This is a genomic window from Brevibacterium sp. Mu109, from assembly GCF_900169375.1.
GTDB classification, from domain to species: domain Bacteria; phylum Actinomycetota; class Actinomycetes; order Actinomycetales; family Brevibacteriaceae; genus Brevibacterium; species Brevibacterium yomogidense_A.
The window spans coordinates 98385-123937 of the sequence record NZ_FXZF01000011.1; the positions used below are offsets into that span (position 1 = coordinate 98385).

Annotated in this window: 22 protein-coding genes and 1 riboswitch; of the genes, 3 read left to right on the forward strand and 19 right to left on the reverse strand. The window is 69.1% G+C overall.

Features of this window, described 5'->3' with window-relative positions; genetic code table 11:
- Positions 1-46 precede the first annotated feature (46 nt).
- From guaA to thiM, 12 genes are all read right to left on the reverse strand, one after another.
- The gene (gene guaA / locus BSP109_RS08575; RefSeq protein WP_101600041.1) at positions 47-1651 is read right to left on the reverse strand and encodes a glutamine-hydrolyzing GMP synthase; all 1605 of its coding nucleotides are present in this window, start codon (positions 1649-1651) and stop codon (positions 47-49) included.
- Positions 1652-1698: 47 nt separating this feature from the next.
- Entirely contained in the window at positions 1699-2097 is a 399-nt protein-coding gene (locus BSP109_RS08580; RefSeq protein WP_180959661.1) for a GntR family transcriptional regulator, read from the reverse strand.
- 22 nt (positions 2098-2119) lie between these two features.
- On the reverse strand, positions 2120-3646 hold the full coding sequence (locus BSP109_RS08585; RefSeq protein ID WP_101600042.1) for a SulP family inorganic anion transporter: 1527 nt from the start codon (positions 3644-3646) through the stop codon (positions 2120-2122).
- A gap of 2 nt (positions 3647-3648) precedes the next feature.
- Positions 3649-4092 carry a DUF3817 domain-containing protein gene (locus BSP109_RS08590; RefSeq protein WP_101600043.1) on the reverse strand — a complete coding sequence of 148 codons (444 nt, stop codon included), beginning with the start codon at positions 4090-4092 and terminating at the stop codon, positions 3649-3651.
- On the reverse strand, positions 4089-5063 hold the full coding sequence (locus BSP109_RS08595) for an SURF1 family protein (protein WP_101600044.1): 975 nt from the start codon (positions 5061-5063) through the stop codon (positions 4089-4091). The genes BSP109_RS08590 and BSP109_RS08595 overlap by 4 nt, the downstream gene beginning before the upstream one ends.
- The gene (locus tag BSP109_RS08600) at positions 5064-6200 is read right to left on the reverse strand and encodes a GuaB3 family IMP dehydrogenase-related protein (protein WP_087005290.1); all 1137 of its coding nucleotides are present in this window, start codon (positions 6198-6200) and stop codon (positions 5064-5066) included.
- A 147-nt stretch (positions 6201-6347) separates the two neighbouring features.
- Complete coding sequence (locus BSP109_RS08605) at positions 6348-8651, reverse strand: AAA family ATPase (protein ID WP_101600045.1); 2304 nt, start codon at positions 8649-8651, stop codon at positions 6348-6350.
- Positions 8648-8929 (reverse strand): mycoredoxin, encoded by a 282-nt coding sequence (locus BSP109_RS08610; RefSeq protein ID WP_087005296.1) that lies wholly within the window; start codon positions 8927-8929, stop codon positions 8648-8650. The genes BSP109_RS08605 and BSP109_RS08610 overlap by 4 nt, the downstream gene beginning before the upstream one ends.
- A 154-nt stretch (positions 8930-9083) precedes the next feature.
- Positions 9084-9788, reverse strand: coding sequence for a TenA family protein (locus BSP109_RS08615; RefSeq protein ID WP_101600046.1), 705 nt, complete (start codon positions 9786-9788; stop codon positions 9084-9086).
- Positions 9785-10825 carry a bifunctional hydroxymethylpyrimidine kinase/phosphomethylpyrimidine kinase gene (thiD, locus tag BSP109_RS08620; RefSeq protein ID WP_101600047.1) on the reverse strand — a complete coding sequence of 347 codons (1041 nt, stop codon included), beginning with the start codon at positions 10823-10825 and terminating at the stop codon, positions 9785-9787. The genes BSP109_RS08615 and thiD overlap by 4 nt, the downstream gene beginning before the upstream one ends.
- 32 nt (positions 10826-10857) lie before the next feature.
- The gene (locus BSP109_RS08625; protein ID WP_180959662.1) at positions 10858-11691 is read right to left on the reverse strand and encodes a thiamine phosphate synthase; all 834 of its coding nucleotides are present in this window, start codon (positions 11689-11691) and stop codon (positions 10858-10860) included.
- The gene (gene thiM / locus BSP109_RS08630) at positions 11691-12539 is read right to left on the reverse strand and encodes a hydroxyethylthiazole kinase (RefSeq protein WP_101600048.1); all 849 of its coding nucleotides are present in this window, start codon (positions 12537-12539) and stop codon (positions 11691-11693) included. Before thiM ends, BSP109_RS08625 begins: the two co-directional genes overlap by 1 nt.
- Positions 12527-12651, reverse strand: a riboswitch (TPP riboswitch). It overlaps the preceding gene by 13 nt.
- A 178-nt stretch (positions 12652-12829) precedes the next feature.
- Between thiM and BSP109_RS08635 the strand changes: the two genes are divergently transcribed.
- On the forward strand, positions 12830-13636 hold the full coding sequence (locus BSP109_RS08635; protein WP_101600067.1) for an acyl-CoA thioesterase II: 807 nt from the start codon (positions 12830-12832) through the stop codon (positions 13634-13636).
- 225 nt (positions 13637-13861) lie between these two features.
- Here the strand turns inward: BSP109_RS08635 and BSP109_RS08640 are convergent, their stop codons facing one another.
- From BSP109_RS08640 to BSP109_RS08655, 4 genes are all read right to left on the reverse strand, one after another.
- Complete coding sequence (locus BSP109_RS08640) at positions 13862-15262, reverse strand: MFS transporter (RefSeq protein WP_101600049.1); 1401 nt, start codon at positions 15260-15262, stop codon at positions 13862-13864.
- 63 nt (positions 15263-15325) lie between these two features.
- A complete protein-coding gene (gene guaB / locus BSP109_RS08645) occupies positions 15326-16852 on the reverse strand; it encodes an IMP dehydrogenase (RefSeq protein WP_101600050.1) in 1527 nt (508 codons plus the stop codon).
- A 191-nt stretch (positions 16853-17043) separates the two neighbouring features.
- On the reverse strand, positions 17044-18483 hold the full coding sequence (locus BSP109_RS08650; RefSeq protein ID WP_101600051.1) for a short-chain fatty acid transporter: 1440 nt from the start codon (positions 18481-18483) through the stop codon (positions 17044-17046).
- Between the two features lie 102 nt (positions 18484-18585).
- Positions 18586-19332: a GntR family transcriptional regulator gene (locus tag BSP109_RS08655; protein WP_180959663.1), complete on the reverse strand. Its 747-nt coding sequence runs from the start codon at positions 19330-19332 to the stop codon at positions 18586-18588.
- 170 nt (positions 19333-19502) lie between these two features.
- On the opposite strand from BSP109_RS08655, the gene BSP109_RS08660 reads away from it, so the two are divergent.
- Both BSP109_RS08660 and BSP109_RS08665 read left to right on the forward strand, forming a co-directional pair.
- A complete protein-coding gene (locus BSP109_RS08660) occupies positions 19503-21299 on the forward strand; it encodes an AMP-binding protein (protein ID WP_101600053.1) in 1797 nt (598 codons plus the stop codon).
- Between the two features lie 96 nt (positions 21300-21395).
- Complete coding sequence (locus tag BSP109_RS08665; protein ID WP_087005328.1) at positions 21396-22484, forward strand: alcohol dehydrogenase catalytic domain-containing protein; 1089 nt, start codon at positions 21396-21398, stop codon at positions 22482-22484.
- Between the two features lie 19 nt (positions 22485-22503).
- On the opposite strand, the gene BSP109_RS08670 is transcribed toward BSP109_RS08665, so the two are convergent.
- The 3 genes from BSP109_RS08670 to BSP109_RS08680 form a co-directional block, all read right to left on the reverse strand.
- Positions 22504-23328, reverse strand: coding sequence for a lytic transglycosylase domain-containing protein (locus BSP109_RS08670; protein WP_087005331.1), 825 nt, complete (start codon positions 23326-23328; stop codon positions 22504-22506).
- 224 nt (positions 23329-23552) lie between these two features.
- On the reverse strand, positions 23553-24191 hold the full coding sequence (locus BSP109_RS08675; protein ID WP_146001109.1) for a hypothetical protein: 639 nt from the start codon (positions 24189-24191) through the stop codon (positions 23553-23555).
- A gap of 77 nt (positions 24192-24268) precedes the next feature.
- Complete coding sequence (locus BSP109_RS08680; RefSeq protein ID WP_087005337.1) at positions 24269-25405, reverse strand: pseudouridine synthase; 1137 nt, start codon at positions 25403-25405, stop codon at positions 24269-24271.
- Positions 25406-25553: the final 148 nt, after the last annotated feature.

Genomic DNA, 25553 nt, shown 5'->3' on the forward strand with positions numbered 1-25553 from the left:
TCACGCCGCGAAAGGGCGAGTCACGCTGCCAGCGCGACTCGCCCGCTCACTCCCACTCGATGGTGCCCGGGGGCTTCGACGTCACGTCGAGCACGACGCGGTTGACCTCGTCGACCTCGTTCGTGATGCGGTTGGAGATCTGCGCGAGCACGTCGAACGGCACCCGCGTCCAATCCGCCGTCATCGCATCCTCGCTGCTGACCGGGCGCAGCACGATCGGGTGGCCGTACGTGCGGCCGTCGCCCTGGACGCCCACGGAGCGGACGTCCGCGAGCAGCACGACCGGGCACTGCCAGATCTCGTCGTCGAGGCCCGCCTTCGTGAGCTCTTCGCGGGCGATCGCGTCCGCGCGGCGGAGGATCGCGAGGCGCTCCGCGGAGACCGCACCGACGATGCGGATGCCGAGGCCGGGGCCGGGGAACGGCTGGCGTCCGACGATGATCTCGGGCAGGCCCAGGGCGCGGCCGATCGCTCGGACCTCGTCCTTGAAGAGCTCCCGCAGCGGCTCGACGAGCTGGAACTGCAGGTCCTCCGGGAGTCCGCCCACGTTGTGGTGGCTCTTGATGTTCGCGGTGCCGGCCCCGCCGCCGGATTCGACGACGTCCGGGTACAGGGTGCCCTGGACGAGGAACTCGATGTCCCCACCTGCGCCCTCACGGGACTCTGCGACGAGATCCGCCGCAGTCTGCTCGAACGAGCGGATGAACTCGCGGCCGATGATCTTCCGCTTGGCCTCAGGATCCGTCACGCCGTCGAGCTCGCCCAGGAACGTGTCGACCGCGTCGACCGTCACCAGGCGCACGCCGGTCGAGGCGACGAAGTCCTCCTCGACCTGCTTCCGCTCGCCCTCGCGCAGCAGTCCGTGGTCGACGAACACGCACGTGAGCTGGTCCCCCACAGCCCGGTGCACGAGCGCCGCCGCGACGGCGGAATCGACGCCGCCGGACAGGCCGCAGATCAGCTTCTTGTCGCCCACCTGCGCGCGGATCCGTGCGACCTGGTCCTCGATGATCGACTGGTCCGTCCAGTCCGCCTCCAGGCCCGCCACCTCGAAGAGGAAGTTCTCGAGCACCTTCTGGCCGTTCTCCGAGTGGAGGACCTCCGGGTGCCACTGGACGCCTGCGCACTTCCGTGCGCGGTCCTCGAACGCGGCGATGGGGGTCGAGGCGGTCGATGCGAGGACGGAGAAGCCCTCGGGGGCCTCCGTCACGGAGTCCGCGTGGGACATCCACACCTTCTGCTCACCGCTCACCCCGTCGAGCAGCGCGCCGCCGTCCGCGGCGACCGTCGCGACGGTCGAGCCGTACTCCCGCTTGCCGGTCTTCGAGACGGTCCCGCCGAATGCGCGGGCGAGCGTCTGGAAGCCGTAGCAGATGCCGAAGACCGGCACATCCAGATCGAGGACACCCGCCGACAGCGCCGGTGCTCCCTCTTCATTCACGGAGGACGGCCCGCCGGAGAGCACGATGGCCCGGGGATCCTTCGTGGCGAACTCCTCTGCCGTGGCGGTGTGCGGGATGACCTCGGAGAAGAGGCCCGCCTCCCGCACACGGCGAGCGATGAGCTGGGCGTACTGGGCGCCGAAGTCGACGACGAGGACCGGGCGTGATTGCGGGTGCGGGATACCCGCAGCGGAGGGGGACTCACTCATGCGTGCCATCCTACGTCCCCCGCCACCGTGCCGTTCACGCGCGCTCGTCAGCCGGCCACAGCGTCGCGCACCGCGACGACCAGCTGGTCGAGCGGCAGTCCGCGTTCACGGGCGGTGGCGACGACCTCGGCGGCGTAGGTCTCCACAGCCGGATCCAGGCCCGAGGCCGTCGGCAGATCCGCTGGATCGATCCCCTCGCTGATGCGGGTGCCGGCACCCCGGCGGGTGGTGACGATCCCGGCCTCCTCGAGTTCGCGGTAGGCGCGGGCGACCGTGTTCACGGCGAGCCCCTGGTCCGTGGCGTGCGCCCGGATCGCCGGGAGCCTGTCGCCCGCGAGCAGTTCGCCCGTCGCGACGGCGTCGATGATGCCGCGGCGGATCTGCTCGTACGGCGGCATCGCCGCACCGGCACCGTCGATCAGCCGCAGGTGGTCGTACTCGCCCATGTGCACTCCTTCAGTTCCCGTCTCAGTCACCCAGTGTGCCGGAGAGGCGCTCCCGCATGCGGCGGCTGGCCTCGTTGAGGCCGTGGACCTCGACGACGGTGCCGTAGGACTCGTACTTCTCCGTCACGGAATCGATCGCGGCCACCGTCGAGGCGTCCCACACGTGGGAGGCGCGCATGTCGATGATGACGCGGCTGGGGTCCTCCGCGTAGTGGAACAGCGTGTAGAGGTCGTTGGACGAGGCGAAGAAGAGCTCGCCTTCCACGGTGTAGCGGGCGACTGCGGCGTCATGTGAGCCATCGGCCGCGGGGACGACCTCCCGGTCCACCGTGACGAAGTGGGCGACGCGATTGGCGAAGGCCACCATCGCGACGAGCACGCCCAGGACCACACCGATCGCGAGGTTGTTCGTCCACACCGTCGCGACGACGGTGACGAGCATGACGGTCGTCTCCGACTTCGGCATGCGCCTGAGCGTCGCCGGACTGATCGAGTGCCAGTCGAACGTCGCCCAGGAGACGAAGATCATGATCGCAACGAGGGCGGCCATCGGGATGAGTCCCACGATGTCGCCCAGCACGACGACGAGGATGAGCAGGAAGACGCCCGCCAGGAACGTGGAGATCCGCGTCCGCGCACCGGATGCCTTCACGTTGATCATCGTCTGGCCGATCATCGCGCAGCCGCCCATGCCGCCGAAGAAGCCGGTGACGATGTTCGCGACGCCCTGCGCCCACGACTCCCTCGTCTTGTGGGAGCGGGTGTCCGTGATGTCATCGACGAGCTTCGCGGTCATGAGCGATTCCAGCAGACCGACGACCGCCATCGCCAGAGCGTACGGAGCGATCACCTGGAATGTCTCCCACGTGAGCGGGACATCGGGGAAGAACAGCATGGGCAGGGACTCCGGCAGCTCGCCCTTGTCCCCCACGGTCGGCACGCTCCACCCGCTCAGGACGACCAGCAGGGTGACGACGACGATCGCGACTAGCGGCGCGGGGACTGCCGTCGTGACCTTCGGCAGGAGGAAGACGATGAGGAGGCTCGCGACGACCAGCGGGTAGACGAGCCAGGGCACGCCGATGAGCTCGGGCACCTGGGCGATGAAGATGAGGATCGCCAGCGCATTGACGAAGCCGACCATCACCTGACGCGGGATGAACCGCATGAGCCGCGCGGCGCCCACGAGCGCGAGCAGCACCTGGAAGACACCGGCCAGGATCACGGCCGCGATGAGGTGGTCGAGTCCGTGCGAGTCCATGAGCGGTGCGATGACGAGGGCGACGGCACCGGTCGCCGCAGAGATCATCGCGGGTCGCCCGCCCAGGATCGCGGTGGTGACCGCCATGGTGAAGGCCGCGAAGAGACCCACCCGCGGGTCCACGCCCGCGATGATGGAGAACGCGATGGCCTCCGGGATCAGCGCCAGTGCGACGACGAGGCCGCCCAGCACCTCCGTCTTGAGCCAGCCGATGCGACCGAAGGTCCGCCGGACGCTCTGCCTCTCGTACGGGTCGAAGCGCTCCTGCACAGGCACCTCAGCGTGCACCGTCACTCCTTGGGTGCGACTACGACCGCCGCATCGAGCTCCGCTTCGACCTGGCGGTGGATGCGGCGCTCCAGGATGAACGACATGACGGGCACGACGCCCGCGAGTGCGAGGATCAGCAGGCGACCCAGCTTCCACCGCATCGACGAGTTCAGCCAGAAGCACGCGATGAGGTAGACGACGTAGCACCAGCCGTGGCTGATCGCGATCGCCGCGGCGAGGTCGAAGCCGCCGAAGTTCAGCGCCTCAGCGGGAGAGCCGCCCAGCACCAACGGCACGTAGATGTACTTGTAGAGCATCTCCACGGTGAGGATCATGAGCATCGTGCCGGTGATGAGCGCCATCACGCGGTAGAACCGCACGGCGTTCCGTGCGGACGTGAACTGCTTGACCGTCCACACCTCGTCCGGGTCGAACTGTGGCGCGGCATCGGGGTTCTGCGTCACTGCGGTGTTCCTCCTGCGTGCGTGTTCCGGGTGCTGCTGGTGTCCGTGTCGCCGGCGTCCGTGCGTCTGGTGTCCGTGCGTCCGGACTGCGTGTCGCTGGTCTGCGTGTCGCCGGTCTGCGAGCCCCTCGACTGCAGGTCCTTCTCGCCGGCCTGCTTGACGATGACGTATTCGGTGGGCCCGCCGAACTCCTCCTGCTGCTGTGCGCGGTGAGCGTCGCGCAGCAGCTGGAACCAGATGTAGAAGGCGAACCCTGCGAAGAAGATCCATTCGAGCGCGTAGATCGCAGACTGCCAGTCGACGCCCTTGCCGTCCTCCTCGGCCTCGAGGTCGACGTGCGGCATGCCGTCACCGGCGCCGGTCATGGAGGCGTGCTCCGGGAAGAGGACGCCGGAGTAGGTGTGGACGTCGAACATGTTGATCAGCTGCGACGTCGACACGCTGCGCACCTGCCCGTCCGGCAGGTCGGAGGCCTGCAGCGGCCCCTCGACGGGACCCAGCCGGGCTTCCATGTCGATGTCTCCCGCGGGTGCGGGATGGTCCGCCGCCGAGGCCGCATCGGCCACCCAGCCGCGGATCACCGGGATCGCGATGGGCTTGGCGGTGGCCGTATCGGGGCTGCTCAACTGGGCCTCCTCACCCAGCTGGGCGCCCGCGACCTCGAACATCGTCACGACCCAGAATCCGGAGTCCCCCTCGTGGATGCGGTCGGTGACCAGCACCTCGGCATCGGGGAGGTAGCGGCCGGACAGGCTCACGCGCTGGTCGACCAGGCGCTGGGGCATGGGCACCTGCGCGTCGAGCACGTCGTTGAACGGCCGCATCGTGTCGACGTCCTGCGCGGTGAGGACGTCGTTCTTATGCTGAGCGCGGTCGACCTGCCACATGGACAGGCCGACGAAGATGCTCGCCAGGACGAGCACCAGCGCGAGGAATGACAGCCATCGCGGTGTCAGCGCGAGTCGGAGCACTCAGGAGAGCTTCCGCTTATCGGCTTCCGGGGACACGACGACGTCGACGCGCTGGAACTCCTTGAGGTCCAGGTAGCCGGAGGTGGCCATCGCACGGCGCAGTGCACCCGCGATGTTCACCTCGCCGATCGCGGTGTGGCCGGGACCCTGGAGCACCTGCTCCAACGGGCCGACCGTGCCGAGCTCGACCTTGTGCCCGCGCGGCATCTGCGCGTGGTGCGCTTCTGCGCCCCAGTGCGAGCCGCGGCCGGGGGCCTCGTCCGCACGGGCCAGGGCGGTGCCCAGCATGACGGCGTCGGCCCCCATCGCGAAGGCCTTGACGATGTCGCCGGAGTGGCCCAGTCCGCCGTCGGCGATCACGTGCACGTAGCGGCCGCCGGACTCGTCCATGTAGTCACGGCGTGCGGCGTGGATGTCCGCGATGGCGGTGGCCATCGGCACGCGGATCCCCAGGGTGCGGTGCGTGGTGGAGGACGCGCCGCCGCCGAATCCGACGAGCACGCCAGCGGCGCCGGTGCGCATGAGGTGCAGCGCCGTCGTGTAGGTGGCGGCCCCGCCGACGATGACGGGGACGTCGAGTTCGTAGATGAACTGCTTGAGGTTCAGGGTGTCGTCACCGCTGGAGACGTGCTCCGCGGACACGGTCGTGCCGCGGATGACGAACAGCTCCACACCGGCTTCGACGACGGTGTTCCAGTGCTCGAGCGTGCGGGCCGGGGACAGCGCCGCGGCGACGGTGACGCCCGCGTCGCGGATCTCCTCGATGCGCGCGGTGATGAGCTCCGGCTTGATCGGCTCCGAGTAGATCTCCTGCATGCGGGCCGTGGCCGAGGCGCGGTCCAGTCGGGAGATCTCGTCGAGCTGGGGCTGCGGATCCTCGTAGCGGGTCCACAGTCCCTCGAGGTCGAGGACGCCCAGGCCGCCGAGCTTCCCCAGCGCGATCGCCGTCGCCGGCGACATCACGGAGTCCATCGGCGCCGCGATGAACGGCAGCTCGAAGCGATAGGCGTCGATCTGCCACGACAGGTCGACGTCCTGGGGGTCACGGGTACGACGGGCCGGGACCACGGCGATGTCGTCCAGCCCGTAGGCGCGACGACCCCGCTTCCCGCGACCGATCTCAATCTCTTGGCTCACCCTCCCAGCCTACCGGCTGGGCGCAGAGCCGATCCTCAGGGACCTGTCACGCAGACCGGTGGGCCCGTTCGCCGCTTCCGTGCTCGCGTGGCCGGTTCCTGCAGCGGCGTCCGGGGCACGCAGGCGGCGAATGGTCGCGGCCGGCTCTCATCCATGCGCCCACGTGAGGAACTCGTCCGCGTGGAGGACCGGCTTTCCCCACCCGGCGGCCTTCTTGGCCTTGCCCGATTGGGTACCGCGCTCCGCGACGACGAGCACATCCGTCCTGGTCTTCGTCATGGTCGGCACGGGGATCAGACCGCGGGTTCGGGCGAGGTCCTCCATCTGGTCGCGATCCAGCGATCCCAGGGTCGGAGAGACGACCTCTCCGGTGAAGCACACCCGCACTCCGGCCTGGAGCACTGAACCGGCCCCGGCCGCTTCCTCCAGTTCGAAGCCCTCCGGCAGGATGCTCACACCGAAGTGCTCCTCCACGTCGCGCAGCCGCACGACGATCTCCGCGTCCCGATCCGTCACGCGTGACCACGCGTCCTCGAGCATCTGCGCCAGCACGAGCGCCGGGTCGTCCTCGGCGGACAGGTTCCCGCCGACGGTGAATCCCTCCGGGCCTCGGGCACCGTCCGGTCCGGAGGTGCGGGCGAGGAGGTAGCCGCGGCCTCGGGCGAGGGTCGGGAAGGGCATGCCGCCGTGGCCTGCAGCGTCTCCCCGCAGTCCTGTTCGGGCGGCGAGGTCGCGGGCCGCACGGGCACGGGCGAGCGCGGTCGGTGCGCGGAGTCCCTCCGCCTCCGCCGCCGTCGTCTCGGTGAGCGGCAGCTCGACGCCCAGCGGCATGGGCTCGACGCGGCCGACCCGCTTCAGCTCGAAGTCGATCCAGCCCAGCGACTCGTCGATCCGGACTCCGACCGGCACGCGGCCGGCGAGCAGCGGCGACAATGCCGACCAGGCCTCCGACAGGAGCGGCGCGAGCTGGACGTCGCGGGTCGTGATCCCGAAGTCCGTGCGGGCCGCGTAGAGGTCGCTCGTGGGGTTCACGACCGTCGTCGCCTCGTCCCCGTCATCGGTGACGGCCGCGATCTCCACCGGCCGTGGACGGTAGCGGTCCCCCGCGTTCCCGACGGTGAGCGCAGACAGGTAGACGTCCCCCAGGGACGCCGCGGAACCGCCGGAACCCGCCAGGAAGCGCCGGATGCGGGGATCGGACTTCAGATCCCGTGGGAGGACGTCGCGTCTGAGCACCAGTCCCTCGAGGCTCGTGCAGCGGGAGAGCGCGACATAGAGCTGACCGTTGGCGAACGTCCCGCCCGTGAGGTCCACGACGACACGGTCCAGCGTCTGGCCCTGGCTCTTGTGGATCGTGATCGCCCACGCCAGCTTCATCGGAAGCTGGGTGAACGTGCCGATGACCTCGTGAGTCAGCGAGCCCCCGCTGACGACCGGGCGGGTGATCTCCCACGTGTGCGGACGGACGTCGACGGTGCGGTCGTCGCGCAGATGCACGTGGACGACGGGTTCGCCGTCGTCACTGCTGATCGCGGTGATCTTCCCGATCGACCCGTTCACCCAGCGATCGGACGGGTCGTTGTTCAGCAGCATCACCTGGGCTCCGACGGCGAGCGCGAGATCGTCGTCGGTGGGGTGCTCGAACCCGTCCGTGTCTCCGCGGATCTCCGCGCGGAATGTCTGGGTCGGAGCGTCGAGGCGCTCCAGCATCCGACGATTCCTGGAGCGCACGATGCGGTTGGTGGTGGCGAGCGTCAGCCAGAACTCGTCGAGTGCCGGCTCGAAGTCCGCGTCCGTGCGGGCATTCAGCTCCGCGCGGGCGTCGTCCAGCAGCGTTCCCTCCCGCACCGCATTCAGCAGGTCCACCAGGCGCGAGTCACCGACCTGTCGGAAGACCGTCGTGAGCTCGACCGAGGGGAACGCATCGGGTTCGAAGGACTTCGCGGAGAAGAAGTACGGCGTGCCGAAATGCTCTTCGACGTATGCCGCTTCGTCATCGTGCACGACAGGCGGCAGCTGATAGAGGTCACCGACCAGCACCAGCTGGACGCCTCCGAAGGGCTCTCCCGGCTGTGGGCCGAACCGTTCCAGAGCTGCGGCGAGCGCGTCGAAGAGATCGGCGCGCACCATGGACGCCTCGTCGATGATGAGGGTGTCCAGCGAGGCGAGCGCCTGTGCGAAGCGGCCCGGGTGGTACCGGCCGCTGCGCACCGTCTCCGCGTTCACCCCCATGGGGAACGAGAAGAGCCGATGGATCGTGTACCCGTCGACGTTCAGTGCGGCGATGCCGGTGGGTGCGACGGAGAGGACGTTCCGGTCCGTCGTGTCCACGAAGTGCCGGATGAGCGTCGACTTCCCCGTTCCCGCGCGCCCGGTGAGGAACAGGTGGCGACCAGCACTCAGGAGTTCCAGCGCGTGCTGGAACTCCTGAGTGAGCGTGAGGCTGCTCATCCTGCGGCGGAGAGCTCCTCGAGCTTCGCCTTCACCTGCGCCTGCGACGGGTTCGTCTGCGTGGACCCGTCGGAGAACAGCAGCGTGGGGACCGTCTGGTTGCCGCCGTTCGCCTCTTCGACGATGGCCGCACCGTTGGAGATGTCCTCGATGTTCACCTCGGAGTAGTCGATCCCGACCTGGTCGAGCTGCGGCTTGAGCCGACGGCAGTAGCCGCACCACGACGTCGTGAACATCGTGACGGCACCCTCTTCGGGCAGGAACTGCTCAACACTCATGTCTTCTCCTCCTCAGTCGAGCGCACCCCGGACATCGTGCGCTCTCACCACCGACAACAGCACCCGGCCCGCGACTGTTCCCGGGCGTGCCGTCGGGTCTCGCGCCGGGCGTGCGCCCGGGTTCGCAGCCGTGCGTCACACGCTCCAGTCCTGGTCACACGCTCCAGTCCTGGAAGGCCGCCGAGGTCGCCCAGAAGTGCAGTTCGTACACCGTCGCCTGTGCGAAGGCGTCGGCCATCCGCCCCCGGCCGTCCTCCGTCGTCCCGGCTGCGCATCGTTCGTAGAGCGTGACCGCGTCGTCGACGGCGGAGTCGAAGTCGGGTGAGTCGTACGCCTGCACCCACGCGGCGTACGGGTTGGCGGTGAGGTCGCCGGCGCGCTCGACGAGCACCTTCCCCATGTGGGCGTACACCCAGAAGCACGGGAGGACGGCTGCGACGCCCGCCTCGTAGGGCTCGGTCGCGGCGGTCGCCACGAGGTAGGAGACGTAGCCCAGCGTGGTCGGCGACGGCTCCGCGACGCCGCCGGGGGCGATCTCCTCGGAGACCTTCGCGAACCGGTCGTCCGACAGCAGGTCCGCGTGCATCACCGTCTCCGCCTCGACGGCGTCTGCGGCGGACCGGTTCCAGAACCGGGCCTCCTCCGCGGTGGGCGCCTTCGCCGCGAGCAGCGACATCGCCTTCGCGTATCCGTTGAGGTAGAGACCGTCCTGGTGGATGTAGTTCACGAAGGACTGGGCGTCCAGGTCGCCCGCGGCCAGTCGGTCGAGGAAGTCGAGCGCCTCGATCTTCTCCAGCGTCCCCGACACCCCGGCCCACACCGCGCTGCTGTGCTCACCCTGTTCATACGTCCGCATCATGCTTCTCCCTGTCCTTGACCGTGCCGACCTTGGTCTTGCTGTCCCTGTCCGTGCGGTCCTCGCACGTGGCTCGTGAGGTCGACCAGATGGTCGACCGGTCCGTGGGCATCGGCCGGGTCGTACGCGAGCCGCCACCCGGACCCCGACCCGATCGCGCGGGCGAGGTAGGCGAGTGCGCTGGCGACGACCTCGGCGATGGCGTCCGGCGACGACATGTCGCGGCCCGCATGCACTGCCGCCGCCGTCTCCGCGGTGATCGCGGCCGACAGCGTGCAGCCGGTCCCGTGCGTGTGCGGGGTCGCGATCCGCCGGTGGTGGAACTCGCGGAGGACGACGTCGCCGTCCTGGACCCACTCTCCCGAGGCCGCTGCCGCCGCCGAGGTCCCGGTCGCCGCCGCGACCGCGAGCACGTCGACGAGCCGGTCGCCGTCCATGTGGCCGCCCTTGAGGAGGACGGCGCGGGAGCCTCGGCGGACGAGCTCGATGGCCTGGGCACGCTGCTGGGAGACGTCTGTGGCCTCGGCGACGTCGTCGCCCAGCAGCAGGGCGGCCTCCGGGAGGTTGGGTGTGATGAGCTGGGCGACCGGAGTGAGCAGATCGCGCACCGCGGTCACCGCGTCGCTCTCGAGGAGGCGGTGCCCCGACGTCGCGACCATGACCGGGTCGACGGTGAGGAAGCCCAGGTGGGAGCGCCCGTCGTCGCGGGTCCGTGAGGCACGGTCCACAGCGAGTTCGACGAGCTCCCGGGACCCCAGCATGCCCGTCTTGGACGCGTCGACCGGCATGTCTTCGAGCACGGTGTCGAACTGATCGGCGACGAAGTCCGTGTCGATCGGGTAGACGCGGCTGACGCCGTGCGTGTTCTGGGCGACGAGGGCGGTGATGACCGTCGTGCCGTAGACGGCGCGAGCGGTGAACGCCTTGAGGTCCGCGTGGATGCCGGCGCCTCCGGAGGGGTCCGTCCCCGCGATCGACAGGGCGACAGGCGGGCGGGAGTGGGCAGGCACGGGCACTGACGCTGGCACAGGCGAGGTCATAGAGGCCTTTCGGGTGGAGCGAGGACGCTCAGTCAGGCGGCGAGGTAGGAGCTGCGGATGGCGTTCGCCGCAGCGCGGGGATCCTCGGCTGTGCAGATCGCGGACACGACGCAGATGCCCAGGAGCGGAGCGTCGCGCAGTGCGGGGGCGCGGTCCGCGGTGATCCCGCCGATCGCGACGGCTGGCAGTCCCATCTCTGCGGCGATGGACGCCAGGGCGGCGGTGCGCTCGGGGCCGATCCCCGCGGGTGCGCCCTGCTTGGTCGTCGTGTCGTGCACCGGACCGATGCCCACGAGGTCGACGAGCGCGGCTCCCGTCGTCTCGTCGCGCAGGGAGCCGGCGACGGAGAACTCGGCGGGGCTGCCGGCGGACAGCCCGACGAGAGGGTCCGGGCCCAGGACCGCGCGGACGTCCTCGACCGGTTCGTCGGTCTGGCCCACGTGGACGTGGACGTCGAGGCCCTCGGCGCGAAGTGACTTCACGACCTCGAGCCGGTCGTCGACGAAGACTGCGACGGGACGTTCGGACGATGCTGCGGGGGTCACGCCCGGGCCGGGTCTGCTGCCCGATCCGGATGCGGCGCCTGGACCGGGTGCGGCGTCAGACCCGGAGACATCCACCGGAGTGATCGACCGTCCGGTGGCCCGGATCGCGGAGATGGTGTCGCGGGTGAGTGCGGCGACCTCGGCGTCGGAGGCGTGCTTGTCGCGGATCTGGACGATCCCGACTCCGCCGGCGACGGCCTCGGCAGCGGTCTGCGGGACAGTGCGGCCGGCAGCGGCGCACTGCGCGGTGTCGGTGACGAGGTACAGGCTCCAGTCGTACGGAGCCAGACGCGCGGGCAGCACGGGGGTGGGGCTGGTCATCAGTGTGTCCTTTCCACGGTCTCGACCGTGACGTCGACTGCGGCGAGGTCGTCCTCCGACACCGTGTGCAGGGCGTCGAGGAAGGCGACGGCGAAGGAGCCGGGGGCCTCGGCGGTGCGTGCGGCGACCGCACCCGCGGCTGCGAAGTGGACGTGCGCGGTCACGACGGCGGCGAAGCGGTCCTGGGCCCGCTCCGGTGTGACGGCACCCAGGTAGGCCGCAGTGAGCGCCGCGAGCGAGCATCCGGTGCCCACGACGAGCGGCATGAGGTGGGAGCCGCCTGCCACGCGGGCGAGGAGGAGGCGGCCCGAATCGTCCGGGTGGGTGTCGATGATCGCGTCACGCGGGCCGGAGGCGGCGATGATCGCGCCTGTGTCGGTGGCGAGGCGACCGGCGTGGTCGAGGATCGCGTCGACCTCGTCCGTGGATTCGATGCCCCGTCCTCCGGCGCCCGCACCAGCCAGTGCCGAGATCTCCGAGGCGTTGCCGCGGATGCAGGTGGGATGGGACCAGGCGAGGCGGCGGATGTGCAGGGTGCGGTGGGCGACACCGCCGAAGGACACGGGGTCCAGCACCCAGGGCGTGTCCGATTCTGCGGCGGCTGCGGTCGCGGCATCGGCGGCGAGCAGCTGGTGGCTGGTCGCGGTGCCGAAGTTCACGAGGATGCCGTTCGCGATGCGGGCGAACTGGGCGGCGTCCGCCTCGTGGTCCAGCATCGCGGGCGAGGCCCCGGCCGCCAGCAGCACGTTCGCACTGAACTGCTGCACGACGGTGTTGGTGATGCATTGGACGAGCGGCACCTGGGCGCGCATCGTACGGAGGTGTGCGGCGACGTCGACTGTCGTCATGACGATCCCTTCGCTAGTACTGACTAGAGCAGGTTCGGTGGGTGTGGTCTCAGCCCTTCCCGCCGTGCACCGCAGGTGCGGCGCGCGAGGTGGGGCACCCCATGTCACATGTCCGAGCAGTCTAACTGCTGGCCGGCTGCGTGTGGGGTGGGCGTGTGAGGATGAGCGTGTGGGGTGGCTGAGCGACGGTGGATCGGGGTGGGGGATCGCCCACGGGAAGCGTCCGCCTAGGATCAGGTGACGCCCTGCACATGCCACGCATGTGTCCTCACCTGCTGATCGGAGGCTCCATGCCGGAAGTCCAGTTCTCCCACGCCGCCCCGATGGACGGGTCGTTCACTGAGATGATGTCGCTCGAAGAGATCGACACGAACATCTATCGCGCCGGCTACGTCTTCGAAGAGCCCTACGCCCTGTACGGCGGACAGGTCGCCGCGCAGTCGCTCATGGCGGCGGGACTCACCGTCGAGGCGGCGCGGAAGCCGCATTCCCTGCACGGCTACTTCCTGCGCCCGGGCAACGCGGCCAAGCCCACCGTCCTCCAGGTGTTCCGTGACCGCGACGGCCGGTCGTTCTCCGCACGCCGCGTCGTTGCGCTGCAGGAGGGCAAGGTCATCTTCAGCATGTCCGCGTCGTTCGCCCACCCGGTGGAGAGCCCCGAGTACGGCGATCCGCTGCCGGTCGCCGAGGCGCCGATGGGCACGCATTCCACGCTTCCGCGGATGTTCGGCTTCGAAGCGCGGACCACGGAGCAGGTCTACGCCGCGAAGGACTACCCGCTGCGCTTCTGGGCGCGCTGCACGGAGGACCTGGGCGAATCACAGTTGCTGCACCAGTGCGCGCTGACGTACCTGTCGGACATCTCGTCCGGTGTGGGCGCGTACAACACGGATGACTTCACGTCGGATGCGAGCCTCGACCACGCCGTGTGGTTCCACCGGAACGTCGACATGAACGGGTGGGTGCTCATGGACCTGCACCCCGAGGCCGTGACCCATGGTCGTGGGCTGTACCGAGGGCGGCTGGGCGCGGAAGATGGCGCGCATCTGGCGACGATCGCGCAGGAGACATTGTTCCGCCCGACCAAGAAGGACTGAGCCGCAGCGCTGACGGGCCGCAGTTCTGACGGGGCGGCGGGGCGCGACTCCGGCGACCCGGCGGGGCGCGACCGTCGTCACCCGCGCGACCCACCAGCTTTCATCAGGTCGCACGACTTCTTTCCTATGCGGTCTGATGAAAGCTGGTGGGTCGCGGTTGCGGTCGCGGTGCTCGTGGCCGACAGATCCGGGCGGCGGCTCGGCAGATCCGGGTCAGGGTGGCTGCTAGACCGCCCCTGCTCCGGCCTCGAGCTCGTCGTCGATGAAGCCGCGGCGGCTGGCACGGTAGCCGACGATCGCCATGAGCACTGTCGCGGCGACCAGCCCCAGCAGGATCGCCGACCACTCCCCCGTCGCGCCGTACACGACACCGACGATCAGCGGGCCCGCGGCCGCCACGAAGTAGCCGTACGGCTGGACGAAGCCGGACACGCGGGCCGTGACCAGTGGGGTCCGGCTGCGCGCGGGGATGAGAGCGATCGCGGTGGGGAAGCAGAAGCCGCCCAGCCCCAGCAGGAACGCCCACAGCAGCGGCCACGTGTCCGCGGCGAGGTACAGCCCCAGGTAGCCCGCGGCCGCGAACACGGAGAACACGACTGGATAGATCGCGAGCCAGCGTGATCGGTCGATGATCGTGGGCATCGTGAGTCCGCCGATGATGTTGAGCGCGCCGACGAGCGCCAGCGCCACGGATCCGACCGACGCCGACACGCCGTTGTCGATGTAGACCTGCGGCAGCCACCCCATCTGGAAATACGCGTTCATCGACTGCAGCCCGAAGAACAGCATGAGGAACACGGCGGTGGGTGCCCGCCACAGTGACGCGCGGGCGCGCGCCGGCGGGGTGGAATCGGATACCGACGCCGAGGCGGTAGCGGCATCCGAGCCGCCCGGCACCTCGGGAGTCGCGGACGCATCGACTGTCGCAGGCGCCTCGGGAGTCTTCGGTACCTCGGCAATCTCTGTCGCCTCGGCAGTCTCTGGCGCCTCGGGAACCTCCGGCACCACACGCGTCCGCGCGAGCGAGGGGAAGTCGAAACCGGTGCGCGCCGCGATGACCACCCAGACGACGACCTGGCCGGCGGCGAAGATCGCCCAGACGAACAGCGCGCCCCGCCACGCGTCATCGCCGTGGAAGAGGAGGGCGCTCAGGGGACCCAGCGCCCCGGAGAGACCCAGTACCGAGGTGTAGATCGTCATGAGCGCGATGATGTTCCGCCCGCCGTGATTCTTGATCCACGCGGGCAGCAGCACGTTGGCGAGCGCGATGCCGACGACCACGCAGGCGGTGAGCGCGATGAACAGCCAGAACTCGCCCACCCACGGCCGGGCCGCCAGGCCGATGAGCGTGAGCACCATGCCCCACGTGAGCATCTTGCTCAGCCCGAAGCGTGAGGCCAGGGGCACAGCGGCGAGCCCCATGACGGCGAAGAAGAAGCCGGGCATCGCCGTGACGACACCCGCCAGCCGGCCGCCGGCGCCGAACGAGGTGAGCACCCCGTCGAGCACGGCGCCCAGCGACGCGATGCCTGCACGGAGGTTGATCGCCGCGATGAACACGGCGACGAAGATCAGCAGCACCGGCAGATACCGCGTGGGGCGACCCGGCGCCGGGGAAGGAGTCATGCGATCATCCTCCCCTACCCCCGGCGCAGAGTAGACGGCCGGGGTGCAGGGGAGGAGCGCGAGTCAGTTCGAGTGGTAGTTCGGCGCCTCGACCGTCATCTGGATGTCGTGCGGGTGGCTCTCCTTGAGACCCGCAGCCGTGAGGCGCACGAAGCGGCCCCGCTGCTTGAGTTCCGGGATCGTCCGCGCACCCACGTAGAACATCGTCTGGCGGAGCCCGCCTGTCAGCTGGTTGGCCACCTGCCGCAGCGGTCCGCGGTAGGCGACCCGGCCCTCGATGCCCTCGGGGATGAGGTCCGTATCCGCCGCAACATCAGCCTGGAAGTAGCGGTCCTTCGAGAACGACTGTCCCTGGCGCGGTGCCATCGCTCCCAGTGAGCCCATGCCGCGGTAGCCCTTGAACTGCTTGCCATTGATGAGCAGGAGCTCACCCGGGCTCTCCGCGGTGCCGGCGAACAGCGAACCGAGCATGACGGCGTCCGCACCGGCGACCAGTGCCTTGCCGATGTCGCCGGAGTACTGGAGTCCGCCGTCGCCGATCACCGGGACCCCGGCCTTGCGCGCCACCTGCGCGGCGAGGTGGATCGCCGTGACCTGGGGGACGCCCACACCCGCGACGACGCGCGTCGTGCAGATGGAGCCCGGGCCCACGCCGACCTTGATGGCATCGGCACCCGCGTCGATGAGCGCCTGTGCTCCCTCGGTCGTCGCGACGTTGCCGCCGATGATCTGGACGTCACGGAACGCGGGGTCGGACTTGAGCGTCCGGATCATCTCCGTGACTCCGCGGGCGTGACCGTTCGCGGTGTCGACGACGAGTACGTCCGCGTCTGCCTCCGCGAGCAAGCCCGCGCGTTCGTACGCGTCGCCGTGGAAGCCGACCGCCGCACCCACGAGCAGGCGGCCCTGGCCGTCCTTCGCCGCGAGCGGGTACTCCTCGCTCTTGACGAAGTCCTTCACGGTGATGAGGCCGCGCAGCACGTAGTCGTCGTCGACCAGCGGGAGCTTCTCGATCTTGTGCTCGCGCAGGACCGCGTAGGCCTCGTCCGGCTCGACGCCCACCTTCGCGGTGTGCAGCGGAGCCTTGGTCATGAACTCGCCGACGGTTGCAGAGGCGAACTTGTTCCGAGGGATGAAGCGGAGGTCGCGGTTCGTGATGATGCCGAGCAGCACGCCGCCCCCGTCGACGACGGGCAGACCGGAGATGCGGTACTGGCCGCAGATCTCGTCGAGCTCAGCCAGGGTGCGGTCCGGCGTGATCGTCACCGGGTTGTCGATCATCCCGGACTCGGAGCGCTTGACGTAGTCCACCTGCTCGGCCTGGTCCTCCTTGGACAGGTTGCGGTGGATGATGCCCAGACCGCCGATCCGCGCCATGGCGATCGCCATGCGGGATTCCGTCACAGTGTCCATCGCAGCGGACACGAGCGGGATGTTGATCTCGAGCTCTCGCGTCACCCGCGTCGCGGTGGAGGCCTCCGAGGGGATCACGTCCGTGTCGCCCGGGAGGAGAAGCACGTCATCGTAGGTGAGACCGGTCAGACCGAAGGGGTCCCCCGCCACTGTGAAGTCTGTCTGGTCATCCGCCATGTGTCCCCCATCATCCTCATGAACCGCGCGCTGACCGCATGTGTGCGGGGCGACTGCCGCTGCCGCCTCGATGCTTCGCGTGTGCACGCCATGCTACTCCGCGACGGCACCGCGCCGGGCATGAGACTGCTCACGCCCGGCGCGGATTCACTGGTCTGGCGACGTGGTCACGAAACCGGCACGTCCCCGGATCACAGGAGACCGGCGACGAAGGTCACTCCGATCAGCACGGTTCCCGAGATGAGCATCGAAGCCGACGTGTATCCCACGATGTCGCGGAGCCGACTGTTGGCTATCGCGAGCAGAGGCAGCGCGAACAGCGGTTGGATCATGTTGGTGATGCTGTCGCCATAGCCGATGGCCATCGTCACGACGGCAGGGTCGACGCCGATCGTCTGTGCTGCCTCCAGCATCACCGGACCCTGCACGGCGAACTGACCGCCCGCACTCGGAATGGCGATGTTGAGCAGAGCAGCGGAGACGAAGGCGATGGGACCGAATGTCACCGGATTGGAGATATCGACGAAGAAGTTGGCGATCAGCGTGCCCAGTCCGGTCGAGACCATGATGCCCATGATCCCTGCATACAGCGGGAACTGGAGGAGGATGTCGCCCACGGTGGAGGCCGCATTCTTCACCAGCTGACCCACTTCGTACGTGGACCGTGACAGGAGCAGGAGTGCGGCGAGGAACGACCAGTTCACGATGTCGAGTGTGAGTGCGAAACCGTTCGTGGAGAAGTACCAGATGAGGTAGGCCGCGACGCCCAGTCCGAGGAGGAGCGGGACGATCCGGGAGGAGTCCATCCGGGCAGCCGGGCTCGTGTCCTCGTCATCGAAGTGCGCCACTGCGGCCTCGACCCCGTCGCCGGCCGCCAGGTCCTTCGGCAGCTGCACGATGCTCTCCCCGGAGCGAGGGCGAAGGGTCGGCATGATGAGAACAAGTGCCGGCACCACGACGACGATGCCGACGAGGTTCCACCACGTACCGAGCGTCTCCGACACCGGGATCGTCGCACCCAGGGTGTCGATGATGAAGGAATCTGGGGTGGCGGCCGCGAGCGGCGCGGAGCTCGAGTACCCCATCGACCACACGCTCATCGAGGTGTAGGCGCACGCGACCAGCAGTGGGAAGTGGACCTCGACGCCGCGCTGGCGCATCTGGACTGCGACCTCGCGGGCCAGCAGACCGCCGACGACGAGCGCCAGCCCCCACGTGAGCATCGACGCCGCACACGCGACGAGCGTGACCCACGCGTACGCCTGATACGACGTGCGGGGAAGCCGCCCCATCGCCACGAGGGCTCTGCGCACAGGCGCGGTGTTCGCCAGCGCGTGCCCCAGCAGCAGGATGAGGCACATCTGCGTTGTGAAGGCGAGCAGGTCCGACAGCCCGGTGCCCCAGCCGGCGAGCACGTCGACCGGCGTAGCCGGCGTCATCGCGAGCGCCATGATGACGACGATGACTGTGAGTGCGACCGCGAAGATCAGTGGAGCCGGCATCCATCGTTCGATGAAGCGGCTGAATGGCGCGGTGATCGTGCGCAGCGACAGGCCTCGACCTGTGCTCTCAGTCGATTCGGCTCCAGTGGCCGACTGCTCACCCACCGCAGCTTTGTGCTCTTTGCTCATGATGGTTCCTCTCTGAACCGGATCTGACATCGTCTGAGGTCTACTGGGATCGCTGGGATCGCCCTGGATCGCTGGGGATCGCTGGGGATCGCTGAGGACCGTCTATGCGGGCTTCGTTGCGGGGACCACTGCCCCTGCGGGAATCCGCACGCGATCATCGCCGCCGTCACCCTCGCCGGCACGACCCTCACTCGCTGCGATGCGTGCCGCCAGCAGGTCTCCCAGATGGGTCATGTGCTCGACCATCGCTGCGCGAGATGTCTCCGCATCGCGCTGCCTGAGCGCGTCGAGGATCGTGTGGTGGTCTGTGCACGAGGCTTCGAGCCAGCCCGACGTCTCCGTGTACAGCGACGGAGAGGTGTAGCGCAGGGTGATCGCCAGCAGCCACACCATCTTGGGTGCGTTCGCCGCCACGTTGATCATGCGATGGAACCGGTGGTTGGCTACGGCATAGGCGGTGTAGTCGTCTTCGCTGACTGCCCGCTCCAGCTCGGCCTGGACCGCGAAGAGCTCCTCGACGTCCGCGTCGGACATCTTCAGGGCCGCCCGGCTGGCGAGCTCGCCGCAGATGAGCGCTTGGGAGATGAAGATGTCTCGAATGTCCTCTGAGGACAGCGGCGAGACGACGAAGCCCTTGCGCGGGACCATCTCCACGAAGCCTTCGCCCTCGACTGCCAGCAGACCTTCGCGGGCAGGCGTCACGCTGATGTCGAGCTCCTCTGCGAGCTTCTCCGGATAGAGCCTGTCGCCCTCATGGAGCTTGCCCGCGATGATCGCCTCGCGCACCCATGAGGCGGCTCGATCGCTGAGTCTGTTGCGCCGGTTCCTGCGACTTCGCAGAGCAGTCATCCCGTGGCACCTCCCCTTTGAGATTCCGAAGCGAGTCATCCGCCTCGTGTTTACAGAATATTTTCTATGAACCATACTGGACAAAACGCATATGATCCAGACCACACGGCAGAGTCGCGGATGGTCGGCGAACATCAGCGCAGCGAGGATGCCGCGCGTGAGGAGAATCAGTGACGACTGCAGGCGAGACGACGAGGGAGGCCACAGCGGCCCACCCGTCCCCCACGACCGACGGACCACCTGCGCAGTCCCCTTCGACCTGGTACGGACTGCTCGAGCACAACGCCCGCACTGCTCCGCATGACAGCGCTCTGATCGATGGCGAGCGCACGCTCACGCACGCGGAGTTGCTCGCCCGTGTCCGCAGCCTCATCGGCGGCTTCGCGGACCTCGGAGTGGAGCCGGGACAGATCGTGGCGGTCTGGCTGCCCAACTGCCTCGAGTGGGTCGAGACCGCTGCAGCGCTCGCCGCTCTGGGCGCCACCGCACTGGGCATCAACACGAAGCTGCGCAGTCACGACGTGAGCGGCCTGCTCGCACGTGCAGACTGTGATCTGGTGATCACCGATCCCGGGTTCAGGGGAATCGGCTTCCGCGACATGCTCCGCGAGATCCATGCTGACGATCCCGAAGCCATCCGCCTGGTCGTGGAGGTCGCGCTGCCGTCTGACGAGGCGACCGCGCCCGAGGCCCCCTCCCCCGCTGCTCCCGCGGCATCCTCCGGTGCCGCGGCACCGGCCACTGCCGCCGACACCGGGACCACAGCCGAACCCACCCCGTTCGCCACGATCGACTACGCACGACTCCTGGAAGCCGCCCCTCGCGAACCGTCCACCCACGACGCGAATACCCACGCGAGCGCGTTCACGTCCTCCGGAAGCACCGGGGTCCCGAAGATCATCATGCACACGCAGGCCGGCCTCATCGGGCATTCGACCGCTGTGGCTCGCACCTTCGGCTACATGGATGCGTCCACCGTGGTGCTCGCCACTCTCCCCCTGTGCGGAGTGTTCGGTCTCAACACCCTCATGGCCGCGCTGTGCGCCGGGCGCCCCGCCGTGCTCCAGGCCGCGTTCAACCCGCGTCAGACGATCGACCTCATCGAACGGCACCGGATCACGCACACGAACATGGCCGACGCCATGCTCGCCATGATGCTCGATGCGGTGGAGGACCCCACACGGATCAGCACGCTGTGCGAAGTGGGATTCGGCAACTTCACCGCGACGGACGTCCGCGGCATCATCAGACGCGGAGGGGAGCTCGGCAAGAGGTTCTTCCAGACCTACGGCTCCAGTGAGGTCCAGGCACTCATGTGCTATCCGCCCGCCGACGCAGACATGGAGCGCCTCTCGCAGGGCGGCGGAGTCCCCGTCGCACCGCTCATAGAAGTCCGAGTCGCCGCCGATACCCCCGACTCCCCTGACACCACCGACGCCCCTGCCGCCCCTGACACCACCTCCGATGAGCCGCCGACAGGCGAGATCGAGATCCGCGGACCGTTCGTCTCCCCCGGCAGGATCACCGAGCACGGCTATGAGGACACGCCCGTCGATGAGGACGGCTGGTTCGGCACGGGCGACCTCGGGTACATGCGCACGGCAGACGACGTCGTCTATCTCAATCGCATGGGCGATGTCCTCAGACTGGGCGGCTTCCTCGTCGCGCCGCGGGAGGTGGAGGACCTCCTCATCACCCTGCCCGGCATCGGCGAGGCGCAGTTCGTCGCGGCACCGGGACCACGCGGCCTCGTACCCGTCGCCTTCGTGGTCTTGGATCCGGCCGCGGAGACGACTTTCGACGAAGACGCAGTCCTCGCCGACTGCAGCGCTGTCCTGGCCACGTTCAAGGTGCCCAAGCGTGTGATCCCCCTCGACGAGTTCCCCACGGTCCGCGGGGCCAACGGCGACAAGATCCAGCGGAACCGCCTGCGCGAGATGGCCGAGGACGTGCTCCCCACGCGCTGATCCGCTGCTCCCCACTCACATCTCCCTACCCACATATCCGCGCCCACGTCTCCGCACCCGCCTCTCCCCACGCACAGCACGAACAGAAGGATCTCCATGACGACCCCCACGCCCACGCAGATGCACGCGATCCGGCTCGAGGACTTCGGCGGCCCCGAGGTCCTCCACTCTGCGACCGTCCCCGTCCCCCAGCCGGATTCCGGCTGGATACGCATCCGCGTCGCGTACTGCGGCGTGTGCCGCCACGACCTCCTCACCCGAGCCGGGAGGTTCCCCCGCGCCATCCACCCGCTGACCCTCGGCCACCAGGTCAGCGGCGTCATCGATGCGGTGGGCGACGGTGTGGAGGGCTTCGCCGCCGGTGACCGCGTGATGTCGATGATCTTCTCGGGCTGCGGGACGTGCGACAACTGCATCGGGGGCAACCAGTCACTGTGCACCGTCGTCACGCCGAAGTTCCTGGGCGAGGACCTCGACGGCGGCTACGCGGAGTACGTCGTGATCCCGGCCTCGACCACGGTCCACGTCCCCGCCGAGGTCTCGCTCACGTCTGCCGCCATCGTCACCTGCACGTTGGGCACAGCGTGGCACGCGCTCGTGACGCGCGGAGCACTGCGAGCCGGTCAGGACGTCGTCATCACGGGAGCCAGCGGCGGTGTCGGGATGCACGCGGTCCAGATCGCAGCATCGCAGGGCGCCCGCGTCATCGCGATCACGTCGTCGGAGTCAGGGGCCCGGGTGGCCCACGATGCCGGAGCCCACGACGTCATCGTGGATCCGGAACGGAAGTTCGCGCGTCGGCTGAAGGATGACCTGGGGCTCAAGGCGGATCTCGTGCTCGAGGTCGTGGGCGCTCCGACCCTGCGCGAATCGCTGCATGCGGTGAAGCCCGGCGGGACGGTCGTCGTCGTGGGCAACGTCGAAGGCGCTGAGGTGTCGATCCCTCCCGCCTACCTCATCCTCAAGGAGATCGCGCTGCTGGGCACCAAGTCATGCACGAACCAGGAGCTCGAGGCTCTGCTGGCCGAGGTCGCCGCCGGACGGCTGAGCGCTGACGTCACCGAGGTCGTCGAGTACACACGAGCCCGCGAGGTGCACGAGAAGATGGAGGCGGGCGGGTCACAGGGGCGCATCGTGCTCGAGGTGGCGGGCGAGCAGGGCGCCGCCGCTCACACGTCCGCGTAGTTCACGCGTCCCCGCAGTCTCACACGTACGCGTAGTGCTGCGCCGCGGAGTGGACGTCCTCGACGTACTGGTCCGACGCGTTGTAGCGGAGGATGCCGTTCGACCACTCGTCATCCGATGCGAAGTCCACCTGCATGCTGCACAGATAGTTCGCCGCGGTGAACGCTGCGTCGTCGATCTGATGCGGATCCGCGCCGCCGAGCCCCCGCGCATCGACCGCGAACATCTCCCACGTCTCCGGGATGAACTGCATCGGGCCGACCGCGCGGTCGTACTCGGTGTCGCCGTCGAGCCGGCCGCCGTCGGTGTCCGTGATCTCCGCCGTGCCGTTGGTCCCGTCGAGCGGGATCCCGATGATCTCCGGTCGCACGTCTCCGTCCGCCGTCACCGAGGCCCCCTGCAGCCACCCGTGGCGGCTCTCGACCCAGCCGAGCCCGGCGAGGGTGTTCCACTCGAGCCCGCAGGTCGAGTGCTCCTCCCCCGCCCACAGCGCGGCTGACGCATACGATTCCAGCACCCTTTCCGGGATGCCCGTGCGCTGCGCGAGGTCCTCCACCCAGCCGGGGGCCACTGCGAAGTCCGCGGCGGGCGATCCGGCAGCCGGCTCCGCCCGGCCGTCGTCTGCCGTGCCCGAGGCCGCTGCGACTCCTCCGCCGATCCTCTCGGGGGCCTCGGGCCGGGACGGGGCGCCGTCAGCGGGACCGCGGTCGGCCTCGGCGTCGGAGGGGTCCGACTGCGGCCCGGGCGCCAGCGACAGGAACGACACGAGGATCCACAGCCCGGCACCCATCGCGAGCACGGTGAGGCAGGCGAGGACGGTGGCGAAGACACGTGCGGGTGACATGCGGATCGTCCTTCCGGGCAGTGGTGTGAGAGGCGGCGGAATCTGCTGCGTCGTGTGTCCGGGGCGCCGCAGGGCGCGGACAACGCTACCGCCTGCAGCGGAGCGCCCGCTGGGAGGCCGGCCGTGAGGTGCGCCGCACCCGCACCACGGTTCGGCGGGCGCCGCGACTCACATGCGTCGGTTCGCATGCGTCGGTTCAGATGAGTCGGCTCACGTGCATCGGTTCAGGTGCGTCGCCTGTGCTGGGCCCACATCCGCGATCCGGTGGCGAGCACTGCCACGACGACGGCGACGACCGGCCCCGAGAGGATCCCCAGCAGGTCCTCGACCCGCATCGTGTACGAGAAGGTGGCACCCGGGACCACGACCCCCGCCGCACGTGCCATCGCAGGCTGGGCCTCACCGACGACGAAGGGCGCGGCGAAGGCCAGCACCGTCCAGATCGCGGCGAAGGTGTAGAGGAACTTCGGTGTGACCCAGCGGAACGGAGCTCCCGACCGCATCCCGCGGGAGACGACGGCGAGTGCGAGGCACATGACGATCCACGTGCCGAACGTGGCGACGATCGTGAAGAGGTAGGGCCAGGAGACACTCACCGGCACGCCTTCGAACACGACGTCGATCGTGCCGCCCTCGACTGCCGCACCGCCGGCGGCGATGAGCGAGGCTCCGTCCATGACCCGCGCCGTCCCGGGCACGGTCCCCTGGAGCATCGAGACGATGCCCAGGACTCCGAAGATCGCGAGGATGCCTGCGCTGACCCAACTCGCCACCTCGAACACGACGAGTCCGATGCGGAGGAGGCGCGGTGGGCGGGGGATGTCGGGGTCCGGAGCGACGACGGAGGGGTCGGGAACAGTCACGGCGCACCTCTCGTCGAAATCGGATTCCATTCTAGTGGCCGCGACGACAGACACGAATCCGGAAGGACCGGAAGGACTCAGATCGCGAGCTGCGACCGAGTGGGCCGGAGGCTGAGCCTGCTGTCGAAGACGCGCCCCTCGCCCGTGAGCGGGTCGCGGAACTCCAGACGGCTCGCGAGCAGCTGGAGCGGAGACGACAGGTCGTAGGGGTCGGGACCCAGGTCCACGGGGTAGACGGGGTCGCCGAGGATCGGGGTCCCCCACCCATTCATGTGCACCCGCAGCTGGTGCGTGCGTCCGGTGTGCGGCGTCAGTTCGAACTCGCCGATCCGCGGGGTCGCGCCTGTGGGTGCGGTCGGAAGGTCACCGTCGGCCTGCGGGTTCGTCGAGGGCGGGAGACCGTCATCCGTCGGCAGATCGGCGAACGTCGGGAGGTCAGCCTCCCCGAGGATGCGCACGAGGCGAGCCTCCGTCCGAGAGTTCGGCGGGCCGGGGACCTCGCGCACCTGCCGGTCCCCCGACTCCTTGTGGAGCAGGGTGGTGCGGCAGGCGGCCCAGCCGAGCGGGACCTCGGCGGCGGTGGTCGTCTGAGAGCCGGCGCGGTCGGCACCGTCGACTGGCTGCGGAACGGGTGCGGAGACTGGCGCGGGCGGCAGGGCGGCGAGCGCACGGTAGGTCTTGCGGATGCGCCGGTTCTGGAAGAGCGTCTGGTAGGCGCCACGGGTCTCGGGCCGCTTCGACAGGAGCAGGAGACCCGCCGTCACGCGATCTAGACGGTGGATCGCGACCAGGTCCGGGTCGTCGCGCTCGACGCGCATGCGGGTGACGACGCATTCGCGGACGAAGCGGCCGTTCGGGGTGCTCGCGAGGAAGTGCGGCTTGTCCACGACGAGGAGGTGCTCATCCTCATGGACGATGCCGATCTCGACCGGCACGCGCTCCTCCGGCGGCACGTAGCGGTGGAACCAGTAGAAGCCGCCCGGGATGACGGGGTCCTCGAGGCTCACGCGGGAACCGTCCTCCGCGGTGAGCTCGCGCGTGGCGGTGAGATCGAGGATCTCGTCCTCCGAGGCATCGGGGAAGTCCGCGCGCAGCCACGCGCCCACGGACGGCGGTACCGGCTGGTGCATCCGCGGGTGCATGCCGGCTCCACCGGGAGCGCGCAGACGCGTGGCGGAGATCCCCTCGCGGGGCGGAAGAGGAGAACGGGCCATGATCCACGATCCTAGTCGCGGGCCAGCCCCTCCCCGTGGCAGGCGCGACCCACCAACATTCATCAGACCGACGGACTTCTTTCCTATGCGGTCTGATGAAAGCTGGTGGGTGGTGTGGCGACCGTGGCCTGGCGACTGTGGGCTGGCG